Annotated in this window: 23 protein-coding genes; 14 read left to right on the forward strand and 9 right to left on the reverse strand. The window is 70.3% G+C overall.

Translation table 11 applies throughout. From position 1 onward, the window contains the following. Positions 1–50: 50 nt before the first annotated feature. Positions 51–1073: an AAA family ATPase gene (locus JMJ56_RS00925; RefSeq protein ID WP_202829731.1), complete on the reverse strand. Its 1023-nt coding sequence runs from the start codon at positions 1071–1073 to the stop codon at positions 51–53. Between the two features lie 224 nt (positions 1074–1297). Here JMJ56_RS00925 and JMJ56_RS00930 point away from each other — a divergent pair, with 224 nt between their 5' ends. From JMJ56_RS00930 to JMJ56_RS00955, 6 genes are read left to right on the forward strand one after another with little or no spacing between them, the layout of a single operon-like run. Beyond that, on the forward strand, positions 1298–1795 hold the full coding sequence (locus tag JMJ56_RS00930; RefSeq protein ID WP_202829732.1) for a DUF1285 domain-containing protein: 498 nt from the start codon (positions 1298–1300) through the stop codon (positions 1793–1795). Between the two features lie 10 nt (positions 1796–1805). Next, complete coding sequence (locus tag JMJ56_RS00935; protein WP_202829733.1) at positions 1806–2393, forward strand: CoA pyrophosphatase; 588 nt, start codon at positions 1806–1808, stop codon at positions 2391–2393. Between the two features lie 3 nt (positions 2394–2396). Next, positions 2397–2648 carry a hypothetical protein gene (locus JMJ56_RS00940; protein ID WP_202829734.1) on the forward strand — a complete coding sequence of 84 codons (252 nt, stop codon included), beginning with the start codon at positions 2397–2399 and terminating at the stop codon, positions 2646–2648. Further along, positions 2645–3859 (forward strand): CCA tRNA nucleotidyltransferase, encoded by a 1215-nt coding sequence (locus JMJ56_RS00945; protein ID WP_202829735.1) that lies wholly within the window; start codon positions 2645–2647, stop codon positions 3857–3859. The genes JMJ56_RS00940 and JMJ56_RS00945 overlap by 4 nt, the downstream gene beginning before the upstream one ends. A gap of 9 nt (positions 3860–3868) precedes the next feature. Continuing rightward, a complete protein-coding gene (locus JMJ56_RS00950) occupies positions 3869–5632 on the forward strand; it encodes an ABC transporter ATP-binding protein (protein ID WP_202829736.1) in 1764 nt (587 codons plus the stop codon). Further along, on the forward strand, positions 5632–5946 hold the full coding sequence (locus JMJ56_RS00955) for a DMT family transporter (protein WP_202829737.1): 315 nt from the start codon (positions 5632–5634) through the stop codon (positions 5944–5946). Before JMJ56_RS00950 ends, JMJ56_RS00955 begins: the two co-directional genes overlap by 1 nt. A 15-nt stretch (positions 5947–5961) precedes the next feature. Here the strand turns inward: JMJ56_RS00955 and JMJ56_RS34705 are convergent, their stop codons facing one another. Further along, a complete protein-coding gene (locus JMJ56_RS34705) occupies positions 5962–6093 on the reverse strand; it encodes a hypothetical protein (protein WP_268884918.1) in 132 nt (43 codons plus the stop codon). 151 nt (positions 6094–6244) lie between these two features. Here JMJ56_RS34705 and sdhC point away from each other — a divergent pair, with 151 nt between their 5' ends. Genes sdhC through JMJ56_RS00980 form a run of 5 tightly spaced genes read left to right on the forward strand, consistent with a single transcriptional unit; the run spans position 6245 to position 11345 of the window. Beyond that, a complete protein-coding gene (gene sdhC, locus JMJ56_RS00960) occupies positions 6245–6691 on the forward strand; it encodes a succinate dehydrogenase, cytochrome b556 subunit (protein ID WP_202829738.1) in 447 nt (148 codons plus the stop codon). Positions 6692–6704: 13 nt separating this feature from the next. Next, positions 6705–7103, forward strand: coding sequence for a succinate dehydrogenase, hydrophobic membrane anchor protein (sdhD, locus tag JMJ56_RS00965; RefSeq protein ID WP_202829739.1), 399 nt, complete (start codon positions 6705–6707; stop codon positions 7101–7103). Between the two features lie 32 nt (positions 7104–7135). Beyond that, on the forward strand, positions 7136–8947 hold the full coding sequence (gene sdhA, locus JMJ56_RS00970) for a succinate dehydrogenase flavoprotein subunit (RefSeq protein ID WP_202829740.1): 1812 nt from the start codon (positions 7136–7138) through the stop codon (positions 8945–8947). 15 nt (positions 8948–8962) lie between these two features. Beyond that, entirely contained in the window at positions 8963–9748 is a 786-nt protein-coding gene (locus JMJ56_RS00975) for a succinate dehydrogenase iron-sulfur subunit (protein WP_043362697.1), read from the forward strand. A gap of 34 nt (positions 9749–9782) precedes the next feature. Further along, a complete protein-coding gene (locus JMJ56_RS00980; protein ID WP_202829741.1) occupies positions 9783–11345 on the forward strand; it encodes an ABC transporter substrate-binding protein in 1563 nt (520 codons plus the stop codon). On the opposite strand, the gene JMJ56_RS00985 is transcribed toward JMJ56_RS00980, so the two are convergent. The 7 genes from JMJ56_RS00985 to corA form a co-directional block, all read right to left on the reverse strand. Continuing rightward, positions 11342–11680, reverse strand: coding sequence for an acyl carrier protein (locus tag JMJ56_RS00985; RefSeq protein WP_202829742.1), 339 nt, complete (start codon positions 11678–11680; stop codon positions 11342–11344). The genes JMJ56_RS00980 and JMJ56_RS00985 overlap by 4 nt on opposite strands. Positions 11681–11738: 58 nt before the next feature. Further along, positions 11739–12299, reverse strand: coding sequence for a peptidoglycan-binding domain-containing protein (locus JMJ56_RS00990; RefSeq protein ID WP_202829743.1), 561 nt, complete (start codon positions 12297–12299; stop codon positions 11739–11741). Between the two features lie 50 nt (positions 12300–12349). After that, on the reverse strand, positions 12350–13741 hold the full coding sequence (locus JMJ56_RS00995) for an amidase (protein WP_202829744.1): 1392 nt from the start codon (positions 13739–13741) through the stop codon (positions 12350–12352). 124 nt (positions 13742–13865) lie between these two features. Next, complete coding sequence (locus tag JMJ56_RS01000; RefSeq protein ID WP_202829745.1) at positions 13866–14687, reverse strand: alpha/beta fold hydrolase; 822 nt, start codon at positions 14685–14687, stop codon at positions 13866–13868. A 94-nt stretch (positions 14688–14781) separates the two neighbouring features. Beyond that, positions 14782–15747 (reverse strand): acetamidase/formamidase family protein, encoded by a 966-nt coding sequence (locus tag JMJ56_RS01005; protein ID WP_202829746.1) that lies wholly within the window; start codon positions 15745–15747, stop codon positions 14782–14784. 35 nt (positions 15748–15782) lie between these two features. Continuing rightward, positions 15783–16556 (reverse strand): hypothetical protein, encoded by a 774-nt coding sequence (locus tag JMJ56_RS01010; RefSeq protein ID WP_202830905.1) that lies wholly within the window; start codon positions 16554–16556, stop codon positions 15783–15785. Continuing rightward, positions 16466–17452 carry a magnesium/cobalt transporter CorA gene (corA, locus tag JMJ56_RS01015; RefSeq protein WP_043362712.1) on the reverse strand — a complete coding sequence of 329 codons (987 nt, stop codon included), beginning with the start codon at positions 17450–17452 and terminating at the stop codon, positions 16466–16468. The genes JMJ56_RS01010 and corA overlap by 91 nt, the downstream gene beginning before the upstream one ends. A 117-nt stretch (positions 17453–17569) precedes the next feature. On the opposite strand from corA, the gene JMJ56_RS01020 reads away from it, so the two are divergent. The 3 genes from JMJ56_RS01020 to JMJ56_RS01030 are packed head-to-tail and all read left to right on the forward strand — an operon-like array spanning position 17570 to position 19504. Next, entirely contained in the window at positions 17570–18550 is a 981-nt protein-coding gene (locus JMJ56_RS01020) for a Bug family tripartite tricarboxylate transporter substrate binding protein (protein WP_202829747.1), read from the forward strand. Next, complete coding sequence (locus tag JMJ56_RS01025; RefSeq protein WP_202829748.1) at positions 18543–19025, forward strand: nucleoside deaminase; 483 nt, start codon at positions 18543–18545, stop codon at positions 19023–19025. Before JMJ56_RS01020 ends, JMJ56_RS01025 begins: the two co-directional genes overlap by 8 nt. A 26-nt stretch (positions 19026–19051) precedes the next feature. After that, positions 19052–19504, forward strand: coding sequence for a DUF3237 domain-containing protein (locus JMJ56_RS01030; protein WP_202829749.1), 453 nt, complete (start codon positions 19052–19054; stop codon positions 19502–19504). Position 19505 lies beyond the last annotated feature (1 nt).

Here is a 19505-nt window from a genome sequence, read left to right on the forward strand (position 1 = left end):
CGGCAGGCGGGCGCCGAGCGCCTCGGCCTGGAGCGTCTTCGCCGGGGCGCTCAGGCGATGCGGTCCTTCAGCCGGGCGATGACGTCGCCGAGCTGCACGCCGTCGGCCCGGGCGGAGAAGGTAAGGGCCATGCGGTGGCGCAGCACCGGCTCGGCCAGCGCTAGCACATCCTCGACCGAGGGAGCGAGGCGGCCATCCAGCACGGCTCGGGCGCGGGTCGCCAGCATCAGCGCCTGGGCCGCACGCGGGCCGGGGCCCCAGGCGAGCTGCCGGCGTAGCTCCTCGATGGGCGAGCCCTCGGGCCGGGCGGTGCGGACGAGGGTGAGGATGGCATCCAGCACGGTCTCGCCGACCGGGATGCGGCGGATCAGGGCCTGGGCCGCCATCAGCTCGGCGGCGCCGAGGGCCTGGAGCGGCTTCGCCTCCCGCGCGCCGGTGGTGGCCAGCAGCATGGCGCGCTCGGCGGCCTCGTCTGGGTAGCCGATCTCGACCTCAAGCAGGAAGCGGTCGAGCTGCGCCTCGGGCAGTGGGTAGGTGCCCTCCTGCTCGATCGGGTTCTGCGTCGCCAGCACATGGAAGGGGGCGGGGAGGGGATGGACCACGCCGGCGACGGCGACCCGCTGTTCCTGCATCGCCTGCAACAGGGCGGACTGGGTCCGCGGGCTGGCGCGGTTGATCTCGTCGGCCATCAGCAACTGGCAGAAGACGGGGCCCTGCAGGAAGCGGAAGGCGCGGCGGCCGGCCTCGTTCTCCTCAAGCACCTCGGAGCCGATGATGTCGGCCGGCATGAGGTCCGGGGTGAACTGCACCCGCTTGGCATCCAGCCCGAGCACGGCGCCAAGGGTCTCGACCAGCTTGGTCTTGCCGAGGCCGGGCAGGCCCACCAGCAGGGCATGGCCGCCGGAGAGCAGGGTGATGAGGGTATGGTCCACCACCGCCTGCTGGCCGAAGATCACCCGGCCGATGGCGTCGCGGACCTGGCGCAGCCGGTCGCCGAGCGCCTCGACCTCGGCGACCAATGTTGCGGCATCTGCCGAAGAGTTACCCAATCCTGTATCCGCCACTTCAACCATCCCAGGCTCGATCCCTATATGACCCCCAGCGCTTCCTATTCGAGGCGCCCCGGGGACGGATCGCGTCACGGGACAGGGAGCGGCAGTAGCCTATGGCCTCGCAGGGCATGGACAAAGCGGTGAATGGAGAGTGCGGCGTGCAGGACGGAGTGATCGGCCGGGCCGCGACGCAGGCCCCGGCGTGCAAACCGGCGCGGCCAAGGCCCCAGCCCCAGAACTTCCAGATGCGGATCGACCGCAATGGCACCTGGTATTACCAGGGCAGTCCGATCAACCGAAAGGAGCTGGTCTGCCTCTTCGCCAGCGTGTTGCGACGTGAGGCCGATGGCAGCTACTGGCTGGAGACGCCAGTGGAACGCGGCCGTATTGAGGTTGAGGATGCCCCCTTCATCGCCGTCGAGATGTGTTGGCGCGACTGCGACTGCGGCGATGGCTGCGCACCGAAGCAGTGCCTGACCTTCCGCACCAATCTTGACGAGATCGTCACCGCCAATGCCGAGCACCCGATCCGGGTGCATCTCTGTCCGCGAACCCGCGAGCCGCGGCCCTACATCACCATCCGCCCCGGCCTCGAGGCGAAGATCAACCGCGCCGTCTTCTATGAGCTGGTGGCGCTGGGCCAGACCGAGACGGTCGATGGGCGCGAGATGCTGGGCGTCTGGTCGGAGGGCGTCTTCTTCCCGATCGACGAAACCCGGGCGCTGGAGCAGGCCGCCGAGTGACCGGCTTGCGATGACCGCCGCTGAGATCGCGGCGCGCATGGCCGACCCCGTGGCGCTGGCCCGTGCCGGCGTCACCGCCTCCGATGACTCTGAAGGGCTGAGCCCGGCCCGCATGATCGGCGCCGCGGTGCTGGTCCCCATCGTCCTCCATCCGGCGCCGAGCGTGTTGCTGACGCTGCGGGCGGCCAAAATGTCTTCCCATGCCGGGCAGGTGAGCTTTCCCGGCGGCCGGATCGAGGCGGACGAGACACCGGAGGCAGCTGCGGTGCGCGAGGCGGCGGAGGAGGTGGGGCTCGATCCCCGCCTGCCGGAGTTGCTTGGGCGCCTGCCGCACCATGCGACGGGAACGGGCTTCCGAATCACCCCCGTGGTCGGGCTGGTGCTGCCGCCGCTGAACCTCACCCCCGAGCCGGGCGAGGTGGAGGAGGCCTTCGAACTGCCGCTCTCCTTGGTGCTCGACCCGCAGGCGCCGGAGCGGCGCCATGCCGAGTTCCGCGGACGGATGCGGGAATTCTGGGTCTGGCCGCATGAGCGACACTATATTTGGGGGGCGACGGCGGCCATCCTGGTCAACCTCGCCCGGGTCCTGCGCGGGTAATCCTTGTTCTATCTGGTCGAGTTGCTGTTGTTCCTGGCGCCTTTGGGCGGCTTCCTACTGTGGCGCCGGTTGAATCCCGGCCAGGCGGTGCCGACCGGGTTGGTCTGGGCTCTGGCCATCGCAATTCTCTGCGGGATCGGCGGAGCCGTCTGGTACGGGCTCTCGGTGAGCATCGCGCCGGGAACCGTCTATGTGCCAGCGCAACTCGGCCCGGATGGGCAGGTGGTGCCGCATCGGGTGGAGCCGCGGCGATGAGTGACGACCTGCCCGCGGACTGGATCGCGCCGCCCGGGCTGCTCCGGCGCGGGGCGCCGGCCGCGGTGCTGGCGGCGTTGCCGGGGGCACGGGCCGTGGGCGGCGCGGTGCGGGATGCGCTGGCCGGGCGGCCGGTGCACGACGTGGATGTGGCGGCGCCGCTGCCGCCGGAGGGGATCGCCGGGCGGCTGCGCGCTGCCGGCCTCAGGGTGTTCGAGACCGGGCTGGCCCATGGCACGGTCACTGCCGTGCTCGACCGGGAGCCGGTGGAGGTGACGAGCCTCCGCCGCGACGTTGCAACCGATGGCCGCCATGCCGAGGTCGCCTGGACCACCGACTGGCGCGAGGACGCGGCGCGGCGCGACTTCACCATCAACGCCATGTCGCTCTCCGCCGAGGGTGCGCTCTGGGACTATTTCGGCGGCCGGGCGGATCTGGCGGCCGGGCGAGTCCGCTTCGTCGGCGATCCGGCGACGCGGCTGCGGGAGGACTACCTGCGGGCGCTGCGGTTCTTCCGCTTCCAGGCCCGCTACGGCACCGGCGCGCCGGATGCGACGGCGGTGGCGGCGATCCGCATGGCGGTGCCGGGGCTGGCGCGGCTTTCGGCTGAGCGGGTCTGGATGGAACTCAAGCGGCTGATGCAGGCGCCCGACCCGTGCGAGGCCCTGGCTCTGATGGCCGAGGCGGGCGTGCTGGCGGCGGTGCTGCCGGAGGCGCTGGACCTCACTCTGCTCGGGCGGCTCGTCGGGATCGGCGCGCCGGTGGAGCCGCTGCTGCGCATCGCCGCCCTGCTGCCGGCGGGGGCGGCCGAGGCAGTGGCCGGACGGCTGCGCCTCTCGGGCGAGGAGCGCGAGGGGCTTGCCGACCTGCTCAGCCTGCCGCGCCCCACGCCTGGCGATGGGGATGCGGTGCTGCGGCGGTTGTTGGCCGTCCGCGATCACGCCTCCGTGCTGGATCGGACCTGGCTAGGCGAGGCGGAGCAGGGCGGCGAGGGTTGGGTGGCGCTGCGGCAGCGGATCGCGGCGCTGGAGCGACCGGTCTTTCCGCTCCAGGGACGGGATGCGCTGGCGGCCGGCCTCGCGCCGGGGCCCTCGGTCGGCCGCCTGCTGGCGGCGCTGCGGGGCTGGTGGCTGGAGGGCGGCTGCACGGCAGGCCGCGAGGCCTGCCTGGCCCGGCTGCGGGAATTGGCCGCCGGGCGACCCGAGGGCTAAACCCCGCGCATGGCCGCCATCGACCCGTCTTCCCGCGCCCTCATCGCCCGCCTGGTGCGGGACTATCTCGGCCATCACCGGCGGGGCATCGCGCTTGCCATCCTCTGCACCCTGCTGCTGGCGGGGCTGACGGCGCTCTACCCGATCGTCATCCAGCAGGGCTTCGATCGTTTCTCCTCGGGCGATGTCGCCATCGCCTGGGTGATCCCGCCCGTCATCGTCGCCGTCACCTGCCTGAAGGCGCTGGCGCAGTACGGCCAGGCAGTGGCCGTGCAGGCGGTGGTGCTGCGGGTGATCGAACGGCTGCAGAACGACCTGTTCCACGCGCTGACCCGGGCCGACCTCGCCGCCGTCTCGGCCGATGCGCCGGCGCGGCATGCCAGCCGCTTCACCGTGGACGCGGCGGCGATCCGCGAGGCGCTGACCAAGTCCATCAACGGCGGCGCCGACGTGCTGACCGTCATCGGCCTGGTCGCCTCCATGGTCTGGCTCGACTGGCAGATGTCGCTGATCGCCGCGGTGATGTATCCGATCGCCGTGGTGCCGATCCTTCGCCTCGGCAAGCGCATCCGCCGTGCCTCGGGCGGGATGCAGGAGCGGATGGGCGAGACGGCGGCCCAGCTCACCGAGAGCTTCGGCGCCGCCCGCGTCGTCCGCGCCTACCGGCTGGAGGAGCAGGAGGAGGCCCGCGCCGCCCGCACCTTCGCCGGGCTGCGGGCGGCGCTGCTCGGCATCGCGCGGACGCGGGCGAGCCTCGACCCGATGCTGGAGGCGCTGGGCGGCATTGCCGTCGCCGCCGTGCTCGCCTTCGTCGGCTGGCGGGTGGCGCAGGGCGAGGGGACGGTCGGCGAGTTCACCGGCTTCGTCGCGGCGCTGCTGATCGCCTCGCGGCCGGTGCGCGCGCTCGGCTCACTCAATGCCGCCCTGCAGGAGGGACTGGCCGGGCTCTCCCGCGTCTTCGCCGTGATGGACCGGCCGCGGCTGGTGGTGGAGGCGCCGGGTGCGCAGCCGCTGCCGTCGGGGTGGGGGCGCGTCGAGTTCCTGGATGTCGGCTTCCATTACGCGGGAACGGCAGAGCCGGCGCTGGAGGGGCTGAGCTTCAACGCCGCGCCGGGCGAGACGGTGGCGCTGGTCGGTCCCTCGGGCGCGGGCAAGTCCACCGCACTGGCCCTGGTGCCGCGGCTGCACGACGCGACGAGCGGTGCCGTCCGCATCGACGGCGCCGATGTCCGGGCGGTGACGCTGGCCTCGCTGCGCGACGCCATCGCCTATGTCGGGCAGGACGCGGTGATCTTCGACGACACCGCCTTCGCCAATATCGCCTGCGGCCGGCCGGGGGCGAACCAAGCGGAAGTGGAGGCGGCCGCCCGCGCCGCCGCGGCGCATGACTTCATCGCCGCCCTGCCGGAGGGCTATGCGACGCCGCTCGGGCCGGGGGGCGGGCGGCTGTCCGGCGGGCAGAAGCAGCGCGTGGCCCTTGCTCGCGCCCTGCTGCGCGACCCGCGGGTGCTGCTGCTCGACGAGGCGACCAGTGCCCTCGATGCGGAGAACGAGTCCTTGGTTTCCGCCGCCCTGGCCCGGTTGCGCCAGGGGCGGACGACCCTCGTCATCGCCCACCGCCTGGCGACGGTGCGCGATGCGGACCGGATCGTCGTGATGGAGGGGGGGCGCGCGGTGGAGCAGGGCAGCCATGCGGCGCTGATGGCCGCGGGCGGGCTGTACGCCCGGCTGGTGCGTACCCAATTCGGTCCTGCGCCGGTGGAGGCGGAGTGATGGCATGGACCTGGCTCGTCATCGCCGGGGGACTCGAGATCGTCTGGGCAGTGCTCCTGAAATATACCGAAGGCTTCACGAGGCTCCTGCCGAGCCTCGCCACCGTTGTCTGCCTGGGCGTCAGCTTCTACTGCATGTCCCGCGCGCTGCAGGTGCTGCCGATGGGGACGGTCTATGCCGTCTGGGTCGGCATCGGTGCGGCGGGCACCGCGCTCTGGGGCATGGCGATGGAAGGCGAGACGGCGAGTGCCGCCCGCATCCTCTGCCTCGCCCTCATCCTCGCCGGAGTCGCGGGACTGAAGGCGACGAGTTGAGTGACGCTGCGTTGCTCAATGCAGGGCCCTCCAGATGGCGACCATCGCCGAGGTGGCGAGGATCGCCTTGTAGAGGAGTTCTGCGAATGGCAACAGCCGCTGGGTCAGCGGACGCCGGATGGGGTCGGGGTGCTGCGAATCGGCCATGGGAAAAGGATAACATTCCTATACCATGGGCAGGCATGCATTCCGCACCCGTCTCGTGGAATTGACGCTCTGCCGCAGGGCACAATAAAAACCCGTAATCGCCGCGCGCCGCGGACTGAGCGGCACGCATACCCCCGGAGTGGATGACCAGATGCCCATCATGCAGGACTCGCGCGAGGCGACCATGGCCGGCCGCCGATCGGATGGCTCGCCCGTGAAACGTCCGCTGTCGCCGCACCTGCAGGTCTATGACATGCTGCAGATGACGAGCGCGCTGTCGATCAGCAGCCGCATCACCGGCGCGGCCTGGTCGGTCGGCCTTGTGCTGATGGTGTGGTGGCTGGTGGCGGCGGCGGCGGGGCCGGAGGCTTTCGCCGGCGTGCAGTGGTTCATGTCGTCCTTCCTCGGCATGCTCGGCCTGTTTGGCCTGACCGCGGCCGCTTGGTTCCATACCCTGAACGGGGTGCGCCACCTCGCCTGGGATGCCGGCTACGGCTACCAGATCCAGGATACCTACCGGACCGGGCGCTGGGTGCTGATCGGCACGGCGGTCGCCACCGTGCTGACCTGGGTTCTCGCTTTCATCGCCTGGGGCTGAGGAACGTATCGTCATGGCCAACGAATATGCCAACAACACCACGATGCGCTCACCGCTCGGCCGCGTGCGCGGCCTCGGCTCCGCCAAGGGTGGCACGCACCACTGGTGGATGCAGCGCGTCACCTCGATGGCGCTGCTGCCGCTGACGATCTGGTTCGCCCTGTCTGCTGCGACTCTCGCCGGCAGTTCCTATGCGGAGACGGTGGCCTGGATCGGCCGGCCCTGGAACGCGGTGCTGCTGCTGGCTACCATTGGCCTCAGCTTCCACCATACCGCCGCCGGCGTGCAGGTGATCATCGAAGATTATGCCAACCAGGAATGGGTGAAGATGGGTGGTATTCTGGCGGTGAAGGCCATCTGTGTACTGCTGGCCCTGGCTTCGGCGCTCGCGGTCCTCCGGATCGCGGTCTGAGGCGGGCCCACCGAGATGAATGGATCGATGCGATGAACGCCATCACGATGCCTTCCCGCGGCGCCTATCGGGTCGTCGACCACACCTATGACGTGGTGGTGGTCGGGGCCGGCGGGGCCGGGCTGCGCGCCACCTTCGGCATGGGCGCGGCGGGGCTGAAGACCGCCTGCATCACCAAGGTCTTCCCGACCCGCTCGCACACCGTCGCCGCACAGGGCGGCGTGGGCGCCGCGCTCGGGAACATGGGCGAGGACGACTGGCGCTGGCACATGTACGACACCGTGAAGGGGTCGGACTGGCTCGGCGACCAGGATGCCATCGAGTACATGTGCCGCGAGGCGATCCCCGCCATCATCGAGCTGGAGCATTACGGCGTGCCGTTCTCCCGCACCGAGGACGGCAAGATCTACCAGCGGCCCTTCGGCGGCCACATGCAGAACTACGGCAAGACGCCCGCGATGCGCGCCTGCGCCGCCGCCGACCGTACGGGCCACGCGATCCTGCACACGCTGTACCAGCAGTCGCTGAAGCACAACTGCGAATTCTTCGTCGAGTACATCGCCCTCGACCTGATCATGGACGAGGAGGGCGCCTGCCGTGGCGTCACCGCCTGGTGCCTTGAGGACGGCTCGATCCATCGCTTCCGTGCCCAGACCACGGTGCTGGCGACGGGCGGCTATGGCCGGGCCTATTTCTCCTGCACCTCCGCCCATACCTGCACGGGCGATGGCGGCGGCATGGTGCTGCGGGCCGGCCTGCCGCTGCAGGACCAGGAATTCGTCCAGTTCCACCCGACCGGCATCTATGGCTCCGGCTGCCTCGTCACCGAGGGCGCGCGGGGCGAGGGTGGCTACCTGACCAACTCCGAGGGCGAGCGCTTCATGGAGCGCTATGCGCCGACGGCGAAGGACCTCGCCTCGCGCGACGTCGTCTCCCGCGCCATGTCGATGGAGATCCGCGAGGGCCGCGGCGTCGGGCCGCAGAAGGACCACATCCACCTGCATCTCGAGCATCTCGGCGCCGACCTGCTGCATGAGCGGCTGCCCGGCATCTCCGAGACGGCGAAGATCTTCGCCGGCGTGGACGTGACGAAGGAGCCGATCCCGATGCTGCCCACCGTCCATTACAACATGGGCGGCATCCCGACGAACATCCACACCGAGGTGCTGCACCCGACGGCGCAGGACCAGGACCGCACCGTCCCCGGCCTGATGGCGGTGGGCGAGGCGGCCTGCGTCTCCGTCCATGGCGCCAACCGGCTCGGCACCAACTCGCTGCTCGACCTCGTCGTATTCGGCCGCGCCGCGGCGCACCGGGCAGCGGAGACGATCAAGCCGGGCGCTTCCCAGCCGGCGCTGCCGTCGCGCGCCGGCGAGAAGGCGCTCGACCGCTTCGACCGTGTCCGCAACGCGAAGGGCGATACCGCCGTCGCCGAGCTGCGCGGCAACATGCAGAAGACGATGCAGACCCATGCGGCCGTCTTCCGCACCTCGGAGCTGCTGTCCGAGGGCGTCGAGAAGATGAAGAAGGTGCAGGCCGCCTACGCGGATATCCGCGTCGCGGACCGCAGCCTGATCTGGAACAGCGACCTGGTCGAGGCGCTGGAGCTCGACAACCTGATCGGCAATGCCGTCACCACCGTCGTCAGCGCCGATGCCCGCAAGGAGAGCCGCGGCGCCCATGCGCAGGAGGACTATCCCGAGCGCGACGACGCCAACTGGATGAAACACACCCTGGCCTGGGTCGGCGAGAATGGCGAGGTCAAGCTCGACTACCGCGACGTGAAGATGCGGACCCTGACGAACGAGGTCCAGGTCTTCCCCCCCAAGGCGCGCGTGTACTAAAGGACCGCACCCCCGATGGCTACTTTCACGCTGCCGAAGAACTCGACGATCCAGCCCGGCAAGACCCACAAGGTCGAGGCCGGGGCGAAGAACGTCAAGGCCTTCAAGATCTACCGCTGGGACCCGGACAGCGGTGAGAACCCACGCACCGACACCTATGAGATCGATCTCGAGAAGTGCGGGCCGATGGTCCTCGACGCGCTGATCAAGATCAAGAACGAGGTCGACACCACGCTGACCTTCCGGCGCTCCTGCCGCGAGGGCATCTGCGGCTCCTGCTCGATGAACATCGACGGGCTGAACACGCTGGCCTGCCTCAAGCCGATCGATGACAATGTCTCGGGCGAGGTGAAGATCTACCCGCTGCCGCATTTGCCGGTGGTGAAGGACCTGGTGCCCGACCTTTCGCAGCTCTACGCCCAGCTTCGCAGCGTCGAGCCCTGGCTGAAGTCCGAGACGCCGCCGCCGCCGGATGGCGAGCGCCTGCAGAGCAAGGACGAGCGGGCGAAGCTCGATGGGCTGTGGGAGTGCATCCTCTGCTTCTGCTGCTCGACCGCCTGCCCCTCCTACTGGTGGAACGGCGACCGGTATCTCGGCCCGGCGGTGCTGCTGCAGGCCTATCGCTGGATCGCCGACAGCCGTGACGAGGCGACGGGCGAGCGGCTGGACAACCTGCAGGACCCGTTCCGGCTCTATCGCTGCCACACCATCATGAACTGCGCCCGGACCTGCCCGAAGGGGCTGAACCCGGCGGCCGCCATCGGCAAGATCAAGCAGATGATGGTCGAGCGCGAGACCTGATGTAGGCTCCCGGGCTAAAGCCCGGGAGCGTCCTATGCGAAGCCTGCTTGCGCTGGCGGCCTGCGTCCTCTGGGCGCAGGGCGCCGCTGCCCAGAGCCTGACCATCGGCTATGCCGCCGTGGTCACCACCATCGACCCGCATTATCACAATCTGGGCCCGAACAACGCGCTCGGGATGCAGGTCTTCGACCGCCTGGTGGACCGGGACGGACAGGCCCGGCCCTATGCATCGCTGGCCGAGGATTACCGGGCAATCAGCGACACGCTCTGGGAGTTCCGGCTGCGTCGTGGCGTGACCTGGCATGACGGCCGGCCCTTCACCGCCGACGATGTCGTCTTCACCTTCGCCCGAGCCCCCGACGTGCAGAACAGCCCGGGCGGCTTCGGCGGCTTCCTGCGCGCCATCGCTCGGACCGAGGTGGTCGATGCGCATACCATCCGCATCCATACCCGCCAGCCGCACCCGCTGCTGCCGCTCGACCTCGCCTCGGTCAGCATCATTGCGCGTCACGTGGCCGAGGGTGCCCAGACCGAAGACTACAACACCGGCCGCGCCGCCATCGGCACCGGGCCCTATCGCCTAGCCTCCTACCGCTCCGGCGACCGAGTGGAGCTGGTCCGGAACGAGGCCTTTTGGGGCGAGCGGGAGCCCTGGGCGCGGGTCGCGGTTCGCTTCCTCCTTAATGACGGAGCGCGGACCGCGGCGCTGCTCTCGGGCGACGTCGACCTGATCGAGCAGATCCCGACCAGCGACCTGGCCCGGCTACGGCGCGACCCGAAGCTCGTGGTGACGGAAAGCCCCAGCACCCGCACCGTCTTCCTCTCGCCGGACTACTCCCGCACCGGCCCGACGCCGCTGGTGACCGACAATGCCGGCACACCCTTGCCCGCAAACCCGTTCCACGATGCCCGCATCCGCCGCGCCCTCTCCATGGCGATCAACCGGGAGGCCCTGGTGGAGCGCGTGATGGAAGGCGCGGCCGAGACCACCGCCCAATGGCTGCCGCGCGGCGCCTTCGGCTACAACCCCGAGGTCCATCCGCGCGCCTTCGACCTGGAGGGAGCTCGCCGTCTGCTGGCCGAGGCCGGCTTCCCCGAAGGCTTCCGTCTGGTGCTGGCGACGCCCAACGACCGCTGGCCCAATGACAGCCGCCTTGCGCAGGCCGTGGCGCAGATGTGGACACGGATCGGCGTGCGGACCCAGGTGGACGCCATGCCCTTCGCTGCCTTCGTGCCGCGCCGGTCTCGCCAGGAGCACGCGATGCAACTCGGCGCCTGGGGCAGCTCGACCGGGGAGGGGTCGAACTACCTGCTGGCCATCGTCTCGACCTATGACCGGCAGAAGCTGACCGGCCCTTCGAACATGACCCGCCACTCCGACCCGCGCTTCGACGCGCTACTGCTCCGCGGCGCGTCGACGATGGACGACGCCGCGCGTGAGGCGGTCTGGCGGGAGGCAGTGGCGCTCTATGCCGAGGAGGAGCCGATGATCCAGCTCGTGCAGTACATCAACACCTGGGCTCATCGCCGCGGGCTGCGGCACGAGCCGCGCATGGATGAGCGGACCATCGCCATGGGCGTCCGCCCTGCGCCTTAGGACATCCCGGGGTTCGCGGCGCGGCACTGCGCCGCGAAGCCGTCCGAGATGAACTCGGGCTGCTTGTAGAAGCCCTTCAGCCAGCTCGCCAGCATGCAGAGCTCCTCTAGCCGGAGGACTTCGTCCAGCGTCCCTTGGGGGAAGCGGATGTCGAAGCTCCGGTCGATGATGCCGAGCACCTCCTCCACCTGCTCAAGGCCGAGGCCAAGCTCCGTCTCTAGTTGCGCATGCCGCGTCAGCCGCGCTTCCTCGATGCCGTAATCGTCGCGGATGACCTTCACGATCCAGCGGAACATGGTCATCCAGTTCTTCACCTTGGCGATTGATCTGGACATGCGGCTGCCATCATCCGTGCGATGATGGCAGCCTAGCCGCCGAAAGGCGAAGAAACCCCTACCGGACCGGCGCCGCGAGGTTGTTCGGGTCGAGGCCGAGGGCGGCCGCCGTCGCCGGGTTCACCTGACCGGTCGCCTGCAGGCCGCGGCCCTGCTGGAAGCGCTCGATGGCCGATTGCGTGCCGGCGCCCCAGGCGCCATCCACCGGGCCACGGTAGAAATTCATCGCCCGCAGCCGGCTTTGGATGTTGCGCACTGCGGCCGGGCTCAGCGGGTCGGTCGCCATGGCGGCCGGCGTGCCAGGGGCGGGGCCAGCTGTCGGGCCGGCGGCCAGCAACTCCGTGGGGCCAAGGCCAAGCGTCGCCGCCGTCGCCTGGTTCAGCTGGCCGGAGACCTGCAACCCGCGGCCCTGCTGGAAACGCTCCAGCGCCGCCTGGCTGTCCGGACCCCAGACGCCATCCGGCCGGCCGCTATAGAGCCCGGCCTGGCGCAGCCGCTCCTGCACCTGCGCCACCGCCGCCGGCGCGAGTGGCTGGGTGTACATCAGCGACGGTGCTTGCTGTGCCGCCGCGCTCCCCGCCAGGACAAGTCCTGCGAGGATGAGTCCGTGATACCGCATCGTTCCTGCTCCCGTTTGACAGAAGCGGAACACCCGAAACGGTCGGCGGTTCAGGCCAGAACCGGATCGATCGCACCCAGCATCCATCGGGCAAAGCCGGTAATGCGGGCGTCCTGGTGCATCTGCCCCATCAGCTGCACCCCGACCGGCATGCCGCCGACGGCCAGCAACGGCATGGTCACCGCCGGGGCGAAGAGCATGGAGGAGGGGGCGTTGAAGACGAAGTCGCCGGTTGGGCGCGGGGCCAGCGGCTCGCCCGGCCGGTCGCCGGACCAGAGCGGCGCCGGGCCCGGGCAGGCGAGGGCGATGACCGCATCGGCAAGGGGCGCGATGCGGGCGAAGCGCGCCTGCGCCTCCTCCCGCCGGGCGAGGGCGGCCTCGTAATCCGCCGGGGACATCGCCTCGGCACGGGCGAGGATGGCCCTGGCGCGTGGGCTCAGCGCCTCCGGATCCTGGTCGAGCAGGTTGCGCTGCGTCCAGCGGTTCTCCCAGCCGGTGATGGCGCCGCTGATCGCCCGTCCCTCGGCGATGCCGCCCTCGAAGGCCTCGATCAGCGGATGGTCGGCACGGCGGAGCAGGGTTATGCCGGCGCTGCGCAGCTGCTCCAGCAGCGTCTCGAAGGCGGCGCGGCTGGCGGCGTCGAGCCCGGCCCAGCCCTCGGTCTCCATGACGATCAGCCGCTCGGGCCGGATGGCGGCCGGCAGGGTCATCGGCCCCGTCAGGCCGGGCGAACCGCGGTCGCCGCCGCAGCGGGCCGCGATCTCGATCGCCACCTGCCACATATCCTCGATGCAGCCGGCATGCGGGCCGTGGGTGCTCTGGCTGGTCGCCTGGCGCTCGCCGCGGTTGATGCCGCCCTGGGTCGGCTTCAGCGCCACATTGCCGCAATAGGCCGCGGGGCGGATGATGGAGCCGCCGACCTGGGTGCCGATGGCCGCCGGCACCATCCGTGCCGCGACCGCCGCCGCCGAGCCGGAGGAGGAGCCGCCCGGCGTCCGTGCCGGGTCGAAGGGATTGGTCGTCGGGCCGGGATGGGAGCCGCCGAGTTCCGTCGTCACCGTCTTGCCGAGCACCACGGCGCCGGCCTGCCGCAGCGCCCAAACCGCTGCATTGTCGCGCTTCGGGAAGTTGCCCCTGGTGCCGGCGCAACCCATCTCGGTTGGCATGTCGCGCGTCTCAAGCAAATCCTTGATGCCGATGGGCATCCCGTCGAGGGGCGAGAGCGGCCGCCCCTCGCGCCAGCGGGCGGTGCTGGCATCGGCCGCCGCCCGCGCGCCTGACTCGTTCAGCGCCGCCCAGGCGCGCACCACCGGCTCCCGCGCCGCGATGGCCTCCAGGCAGCGCTCCAGATAGGCGCAGGGCGAGTCAGCGCCGGCGGCGAAGCGCGCGGTCGAATCGTACCAGCGCAGCGGCTGGAATTCCCGAGGCGAATACTGGCCCATCCCGCGACCTCCCTGTTGCGTGGTCCCGTCCCGGAGCGGCAGGCCGGGAGGGCCGTGAGTGCGATCATGGCACAATGGCCGGGGCGTGGCCGCCTGCGTCGCGGCCACGCCCCGCGCGCGAAGCTCAGCCTCGGATGAAAGCCAGCAGGTCGCGGTTGATGACATCCGCATGGGTCGTCGCCATGCCATGCGGGAAGCCCGGATAGATCTTCAAGGTGCCCTGCTTCAGCAGCTTGATGGAGAGCATGGCGGCGTCGGCGACCGGCACGATCTGATCGTCATCGCCGTGCATCACCAGCACCGGCACGTCGATCTTCTTGAGGTCCTCGGTGAAGTCCGTTTCCGAGAAGGCCTTGATGCATTCGTAATGCGCCTGCATGGAGCCCATCATCCCCTGGCGCCACCAGTTGTCGACGACGCCGTCCAGCCGCTTCACTCCGTCGCGGTTGAAATTATAGAAGGGGATCGGCACCTCCTTGTAGAACTCCGCGCGATTGGCCGCGAGTTGCTTGCGGAAGCCGTCGAAGACATCGATCGGCAGGCCGTCCGGGTTGGCCTCCGTCTTCAGCATGATCGGCGGCACCGCGCCGAGCAGCGCGGCCTTGGCGACGCGCGCCGAGCCGTGCCGCCCGAGATAGCGCGCCACCTCGCCACCGCCGGTGGAATGCCCGACATGCACCGCATCGCGGAGGTCGAGGGCAAGGGCGAGTGCCGCCACGTCGTCGGCATAGGTGTCCATCTCGTGCCCGCTCGACACCTGCGCAGAGCGGCCATGCCCGCGCCGGTCATGCGCGATGACACGGAAGCCCTGCTGCACGAAGAACAGCATCTGTGCGTCCCAGTCGTCGGCGGTCAGCGGCCAGCCATGATGGAAGACGATCGGTTGTCCGCTGCCCCAGTCCTTGTAGAAGATTTCGGTGCCGTCCTTGGCGATGACCGTCGGCATGGCTCAAGCTCCTTGTTCCGTGCCGAGTTTTGCACCCGCCCCGGACATTGCCAATGCGTGCACCCGAAACGTCATCAGCCGGCGCGAGGGACGCTCAGAACAGCAGCCCCTTCTTCAGCATCCCGTGCACGCCCTTCTCGCCGTTGACCGTTTGCGTCACATGGAAATCGACGGCGAGCGAGCAGAGCTGATAGGCATCCGCCGCCGAGAGGTTGGCGCGGGAGACGATGAAGGCGATCATCTCCCGCAGCGCCTGCTTCATGGCGAGGTCGAGATCCTCATGCATCCCCATGCTGATGAAATGCGTCGGCGTCTCGGCGCGGGGGAAGCGCAGCACCGGGTCGCGTGTCCCGCCGCCCTTCTCGAGGCCAAGGCGGAAATGCCCGGTCAGGCAGATCTCGAGCGCGTTGATGCAGACCTCGCCGTCGCCCTGCACGCCATGGCCATCCCCGGCCGAGAAATTGGCGCCTGGCACGAAGACCGGCAAGTAGAGCGTCGTCCCCGCAACCAGTTCCTTGTTGTCGAGGTTGCCGCCATGCGCTCGCGGCTCCTTGGTGGAGATGGTGCCCCATTCCTCGGGCCCTGCGACACCCATCACCCCGAAGAAGGGCGCGAGCGGCAGGGTGATGCCCGGCCCTACCGGCACCGTGCAGGTCATCGCCTGCCTGTCGACCGGGATATGCAGCACCCGTTTGAAGGGAAAGTCCTCCGGCAGCGTGCCCACCAGGGGTCGGAAACCGCAGAACCCCCAGTCGCAACCGAGATCGATGCGCTCGATATCGACGCGCAGGCAATCCCCTGGCTCGGCGCCCTTCACCGCGACGGGTCCGGTCAGGATGTGCGGCCCATGCCGCGTCACGCCCGCCGCATGGATCGCCGCCAGCCGCTCCGGGATGGCAAGCCCGCTGCCCGCCGGCGGCATCACGTCCGGCGCGCCCGAGACGCATTCGAGGACGACGAGATCGCCCGGATCGACCGTCTCTACCGGCGAGAAGGCGGCGTCGAACCCGCCCCAGCGGATGTTCTCGAGCGTCGGTTCGATGTGATGCGTCGCGGGCAAGCCGGAATCCTCCTCGGTCGGAAGCCGGCATGGCATCACGGCGTGCCGGCTGCCTGCAAGACCTCCCGCAGCCGCCGCTGGTCGGCCGGGCAGACCTGGCCCAGCCGCTCATACTCGGCCCGGCTGTCGATCCGCCGGTGCGCCGTCTCGCGCGCCTCCCGCATCCCGGCCAGCGCCGGCTCGATCGCCTGCCGCAGCCCCTCCTGCAGCCCCGCCATGGCCGCGTCGAAGGTCGTTTCGCGTCCTTCGGCGCGCTGCGCCCAGGCTTCGGTCGCCGCCCGCGCCTGCGCCGCCGCTGCGCGCAGTGTCTGTCGGTTCACCGCCACATGCCGCCTCTCATGCGCCAGCACCTCGCGCCACAGGCAACTGCCGCGCGGAATCTCGCCGGCGATGCGTACCAGATGCTCGCTCTGCACCAGGCCGAGCACGATCCTCGCCGGCCGTGCACAGACGCCGCCCGCATCCTCCCGATAGCGCGTCTCGATCTCGCTATGCCAATCGACGCGGGAGGTGGTGAGCGCCAGGTGATGCAAGCCTGGGCTCCGCTTCTCTCCCGTCTCGACATGCAATGCGTCGACGCCGAGCGCCTGGCTCACCACCGGCGCCGGATCCGAGACGGTCATGCGGATCTCGGGCCGGCCGGCCGGGCAGGGCGGCACCCCCTCGGCCTGCGCCGCCCCGGCCAGCAGCAGCAGCCCCGCCGCGAGCCGTCGCGCGTTCAGAGCCAGCCCTTGCGCTTGAAGTAGATGATCGGCAGCACCGCCGAGATCACCATCAGCCCGAGCGCCATGGGGTAGCCGAGGCTCCATTTCAGCTCCGGCATCACCTCGAAATTCATGCCGTAGATGCTGGCCAGCAGCGTCGGCGGCATCAGCGCGACGGAGGCCACGGTGAAGGTCTTGATGATGGCGTTCTGCTCGACGTTGATGATGCCGAGCACCGCATCGAGCAGGAAGTTCGCCTTGCTGTTCAGGAAATTCGCATGCTCCACGAGCGAGCGCACGTCGCGCACCAGCGTCTTGATCAGCGGCTGGTTCTCGCGCCGCACCGCCGTCGCCTTCTCCGCGCCGACGAAGGTGAGGATGCGCGACAGGCCAAGCAGCGTCTCGCTCGCACGCGTCGTCACTTCACCCACCTGGCCCAGGGTGATGAGCGCTTCTTTCAGGTCGGCATCCTTGGCACTCGCCTTGACCTTGGCGCGGGCCGTGCGGAAGGCGGCCTGGCTGGCGCGGTCCATGTCGGCGGCGATGCGCTCCAGTATGTCGGCCAGCCGGTCCACCACCTGCTCGAAGAGGTGCAGCATCACCCCGTCCGGCGTGGTCAGCAGCTGCACGGGCGTGCGCTGGCAGCGGGCCGAGAAGACGGCGAAGGCCTTCGGCGTCGCATAGCGCACCGTCACCAGCACCGCATTGCCGAGGACGAAGGTGATCGCGGTCGAGCCGAGCTCGCCCCCCTCAACGCCGTAGAGGAACGGCGCGGTGAGGAAGAGCGTGTCGTCCTCCTTGTAGAGGCGGGAGGAGCTCTCGATCTCCTGCATCTCCTCCCGGGTCGGTATTTCGAGGCGCAGTGCGTCCTGCACCTGCCGTTCCTCCTCGGGCGTTGGGGTCAGCAGGTCGATCCAGATCGCGCGGCCGAGGCTCTCGGCGGCCTGCGCACCCTCGCGCACGACGAGACGCCCGGCCTCGACGGTGTAGGTGGTCAGCATGATGGCTCCCCCGCCGGTCGGGACAGGGGCTTCTACCCGCGCCAGCGCCTGGTGTCACGGGGGGCGCTGCCGCTGGCCCGCCCCTTGCTCACCCGGCGGTGGTCCAGGGGATTTGCCATGCTCAAGCGCGGTTTGCAGATTTTGGCGGCAGGGCTCTGCCTCGCCCTCGGGCAATGGGCCCATCCGGCGCGGGCGGAAGGCTGGCCCGCCCGCCCCATCCGCATCGTGGTCGTCTTCCCGCCGGGCGGCGCCTCCGACATCGCCGCCCGCGTCCTCGGCGAGGCGCTCGCCCCGCGCCTCGGCCAGCGCGTCGTCGTCGACAACCGCCCTGGCGCCGGCGGGACGCTCGCCGCCGCCCATGTCGCCCAGCAGCCGGCCGATGGCTATACGCTCATGCTGAGCAACACCGCTCCCATCGTCACCTCGCCCCCGCTCTATTCGCGGCCGGGCTATGACCCGCTGACCTCCTTCACGCATATCGCCTATATCGGCGCGACGCCCATGGTCGTCGTCACCAACCTCCAGGTGCCGGCGCAGGACCTGAAGGGGCTGATGGCCTGGATGCGCGCCCAGCCGCAGCCGGTCACCTACGGCACCTCCGGCGCCGGCTCGGTCGGCCATGTCGTGGGAACGATGTTTGCGCAGCAGACCGGCATCCCGCTGAACCACGCGCCCTATCGCGGCTCGCAGCCGATGCAGGCCGACCTGCTCGGCGGCTCCATCCTGCTCTCCTTCGACACCCTGCCGGAGAATGTCGAGAACATCCGCGCCGGGCGGCTGCGGGCGCATGCGGTGACGGCGCCGAGCCGCGCCCCGAGCGTCCCCGAGGTGCCGACCGTGGGCGAGGCAGGGCTGCCGAACCTCCTCGCACAGAACTGGCTTGGCCTGACCGGCCCCGCCAACCTGCCGCCGGAGATCACCGCGCGCCTGCATGACGAGCTCAACCTCTTGCTCCAGACGCCGGCCATCCAGGAGCGCCTGGCCGGCGTCGGCATCATCACCGGAACCAGGACCCAGCCGGAATTCGCCGCCTATGTCGCCGAGCAGGTGAACACGATCGGCGCCGCCGTCCGCGCCATGGGCATCCGCAATGACTGAGGAGGAGGCGCTCCGCCGCGCAATCGCCCTTTCAGCCGAGGCGGCGGCGACGCCCGGCTGCGAGCCCTTCGGCGCCGTGGTGGTGCGTGGGGGCGAGATTGTCGGCGAGGGCTTCAACCGCTCGCGCAGCCGGCTCAATCCCACCGCCCATGGCGAGACGGAGGCGATCCGCGACGCCTGCGCCCGGCTCGGTACGCTCGACCTCACCGGATGCACCCTGGCGACCTCCTGCGAGCCCTGCGCCCTCTGCGTCGCCGCGATGCAGATCGCCGGCATCGGGCGCGTGGTCTATGCCGCGTCGCTGGCCGACAGCGCCCGGGCATTGGCCGGTGTGCCGAAGGAGCGCCGCCGCGGCGGCGATGTCGCCGCCCTCCGCCGCGAGGCCGGCGCCCCGATCGGCCAGGGCCGCATCCCCGCCCGCCAGGCGCTGGTGGCGGAGGCGGTGGCGGTGTTGGAGTCCTGGGCGAGGGGCTAACCTCCTTTCCCGGAGGACCTGCCGCCATGCTCCCCAGCCTCGACTTCATTGCCGAAGCCCGCTTCGACGTCGCCGCCCCCGTCATCCTCGGCCCCGGCCCGCAGGGCGAGCGGCGCGTCGTCCCGATCCTCGGCGGCCGCATCGCCGGGCCGCGGCTCGAGGGGGAGGTGCTTCCCGGCGGCACCGACCACCAGCTCATCCGACCGGACGGCGTGACGGAGATCGTCGCCCGCTACACGCTCCGCCTCGTCGATGGCGCGCTGGTTCATGTCGTCAACAGCGGCCTCCGCCACGCGGCGCCGGAGGACATGGCCCGGCTGCTGCGGGGCGAGCCGGTGCCGCCCGAGCGCGTTTATTTCCGCACGACACCGGTCTTCGAGACCGCTGCCCCCGCCCATGCCTGGCTGCACCGCCAGGTCTTCCTCGGCTATGGCGAACGCCAGCCAAGCGCCGTCATCATCCGCATCTACGGCGCCTGAC

This window comes from Belnapia arida, from assembly GCF_016773205.1.
Lineage (GTDB): Bacteria > Pseudomonadota > Alphaproteobacteria > Acetobacterales > Acetobacteraceae > Belnapia > Belnapia arida.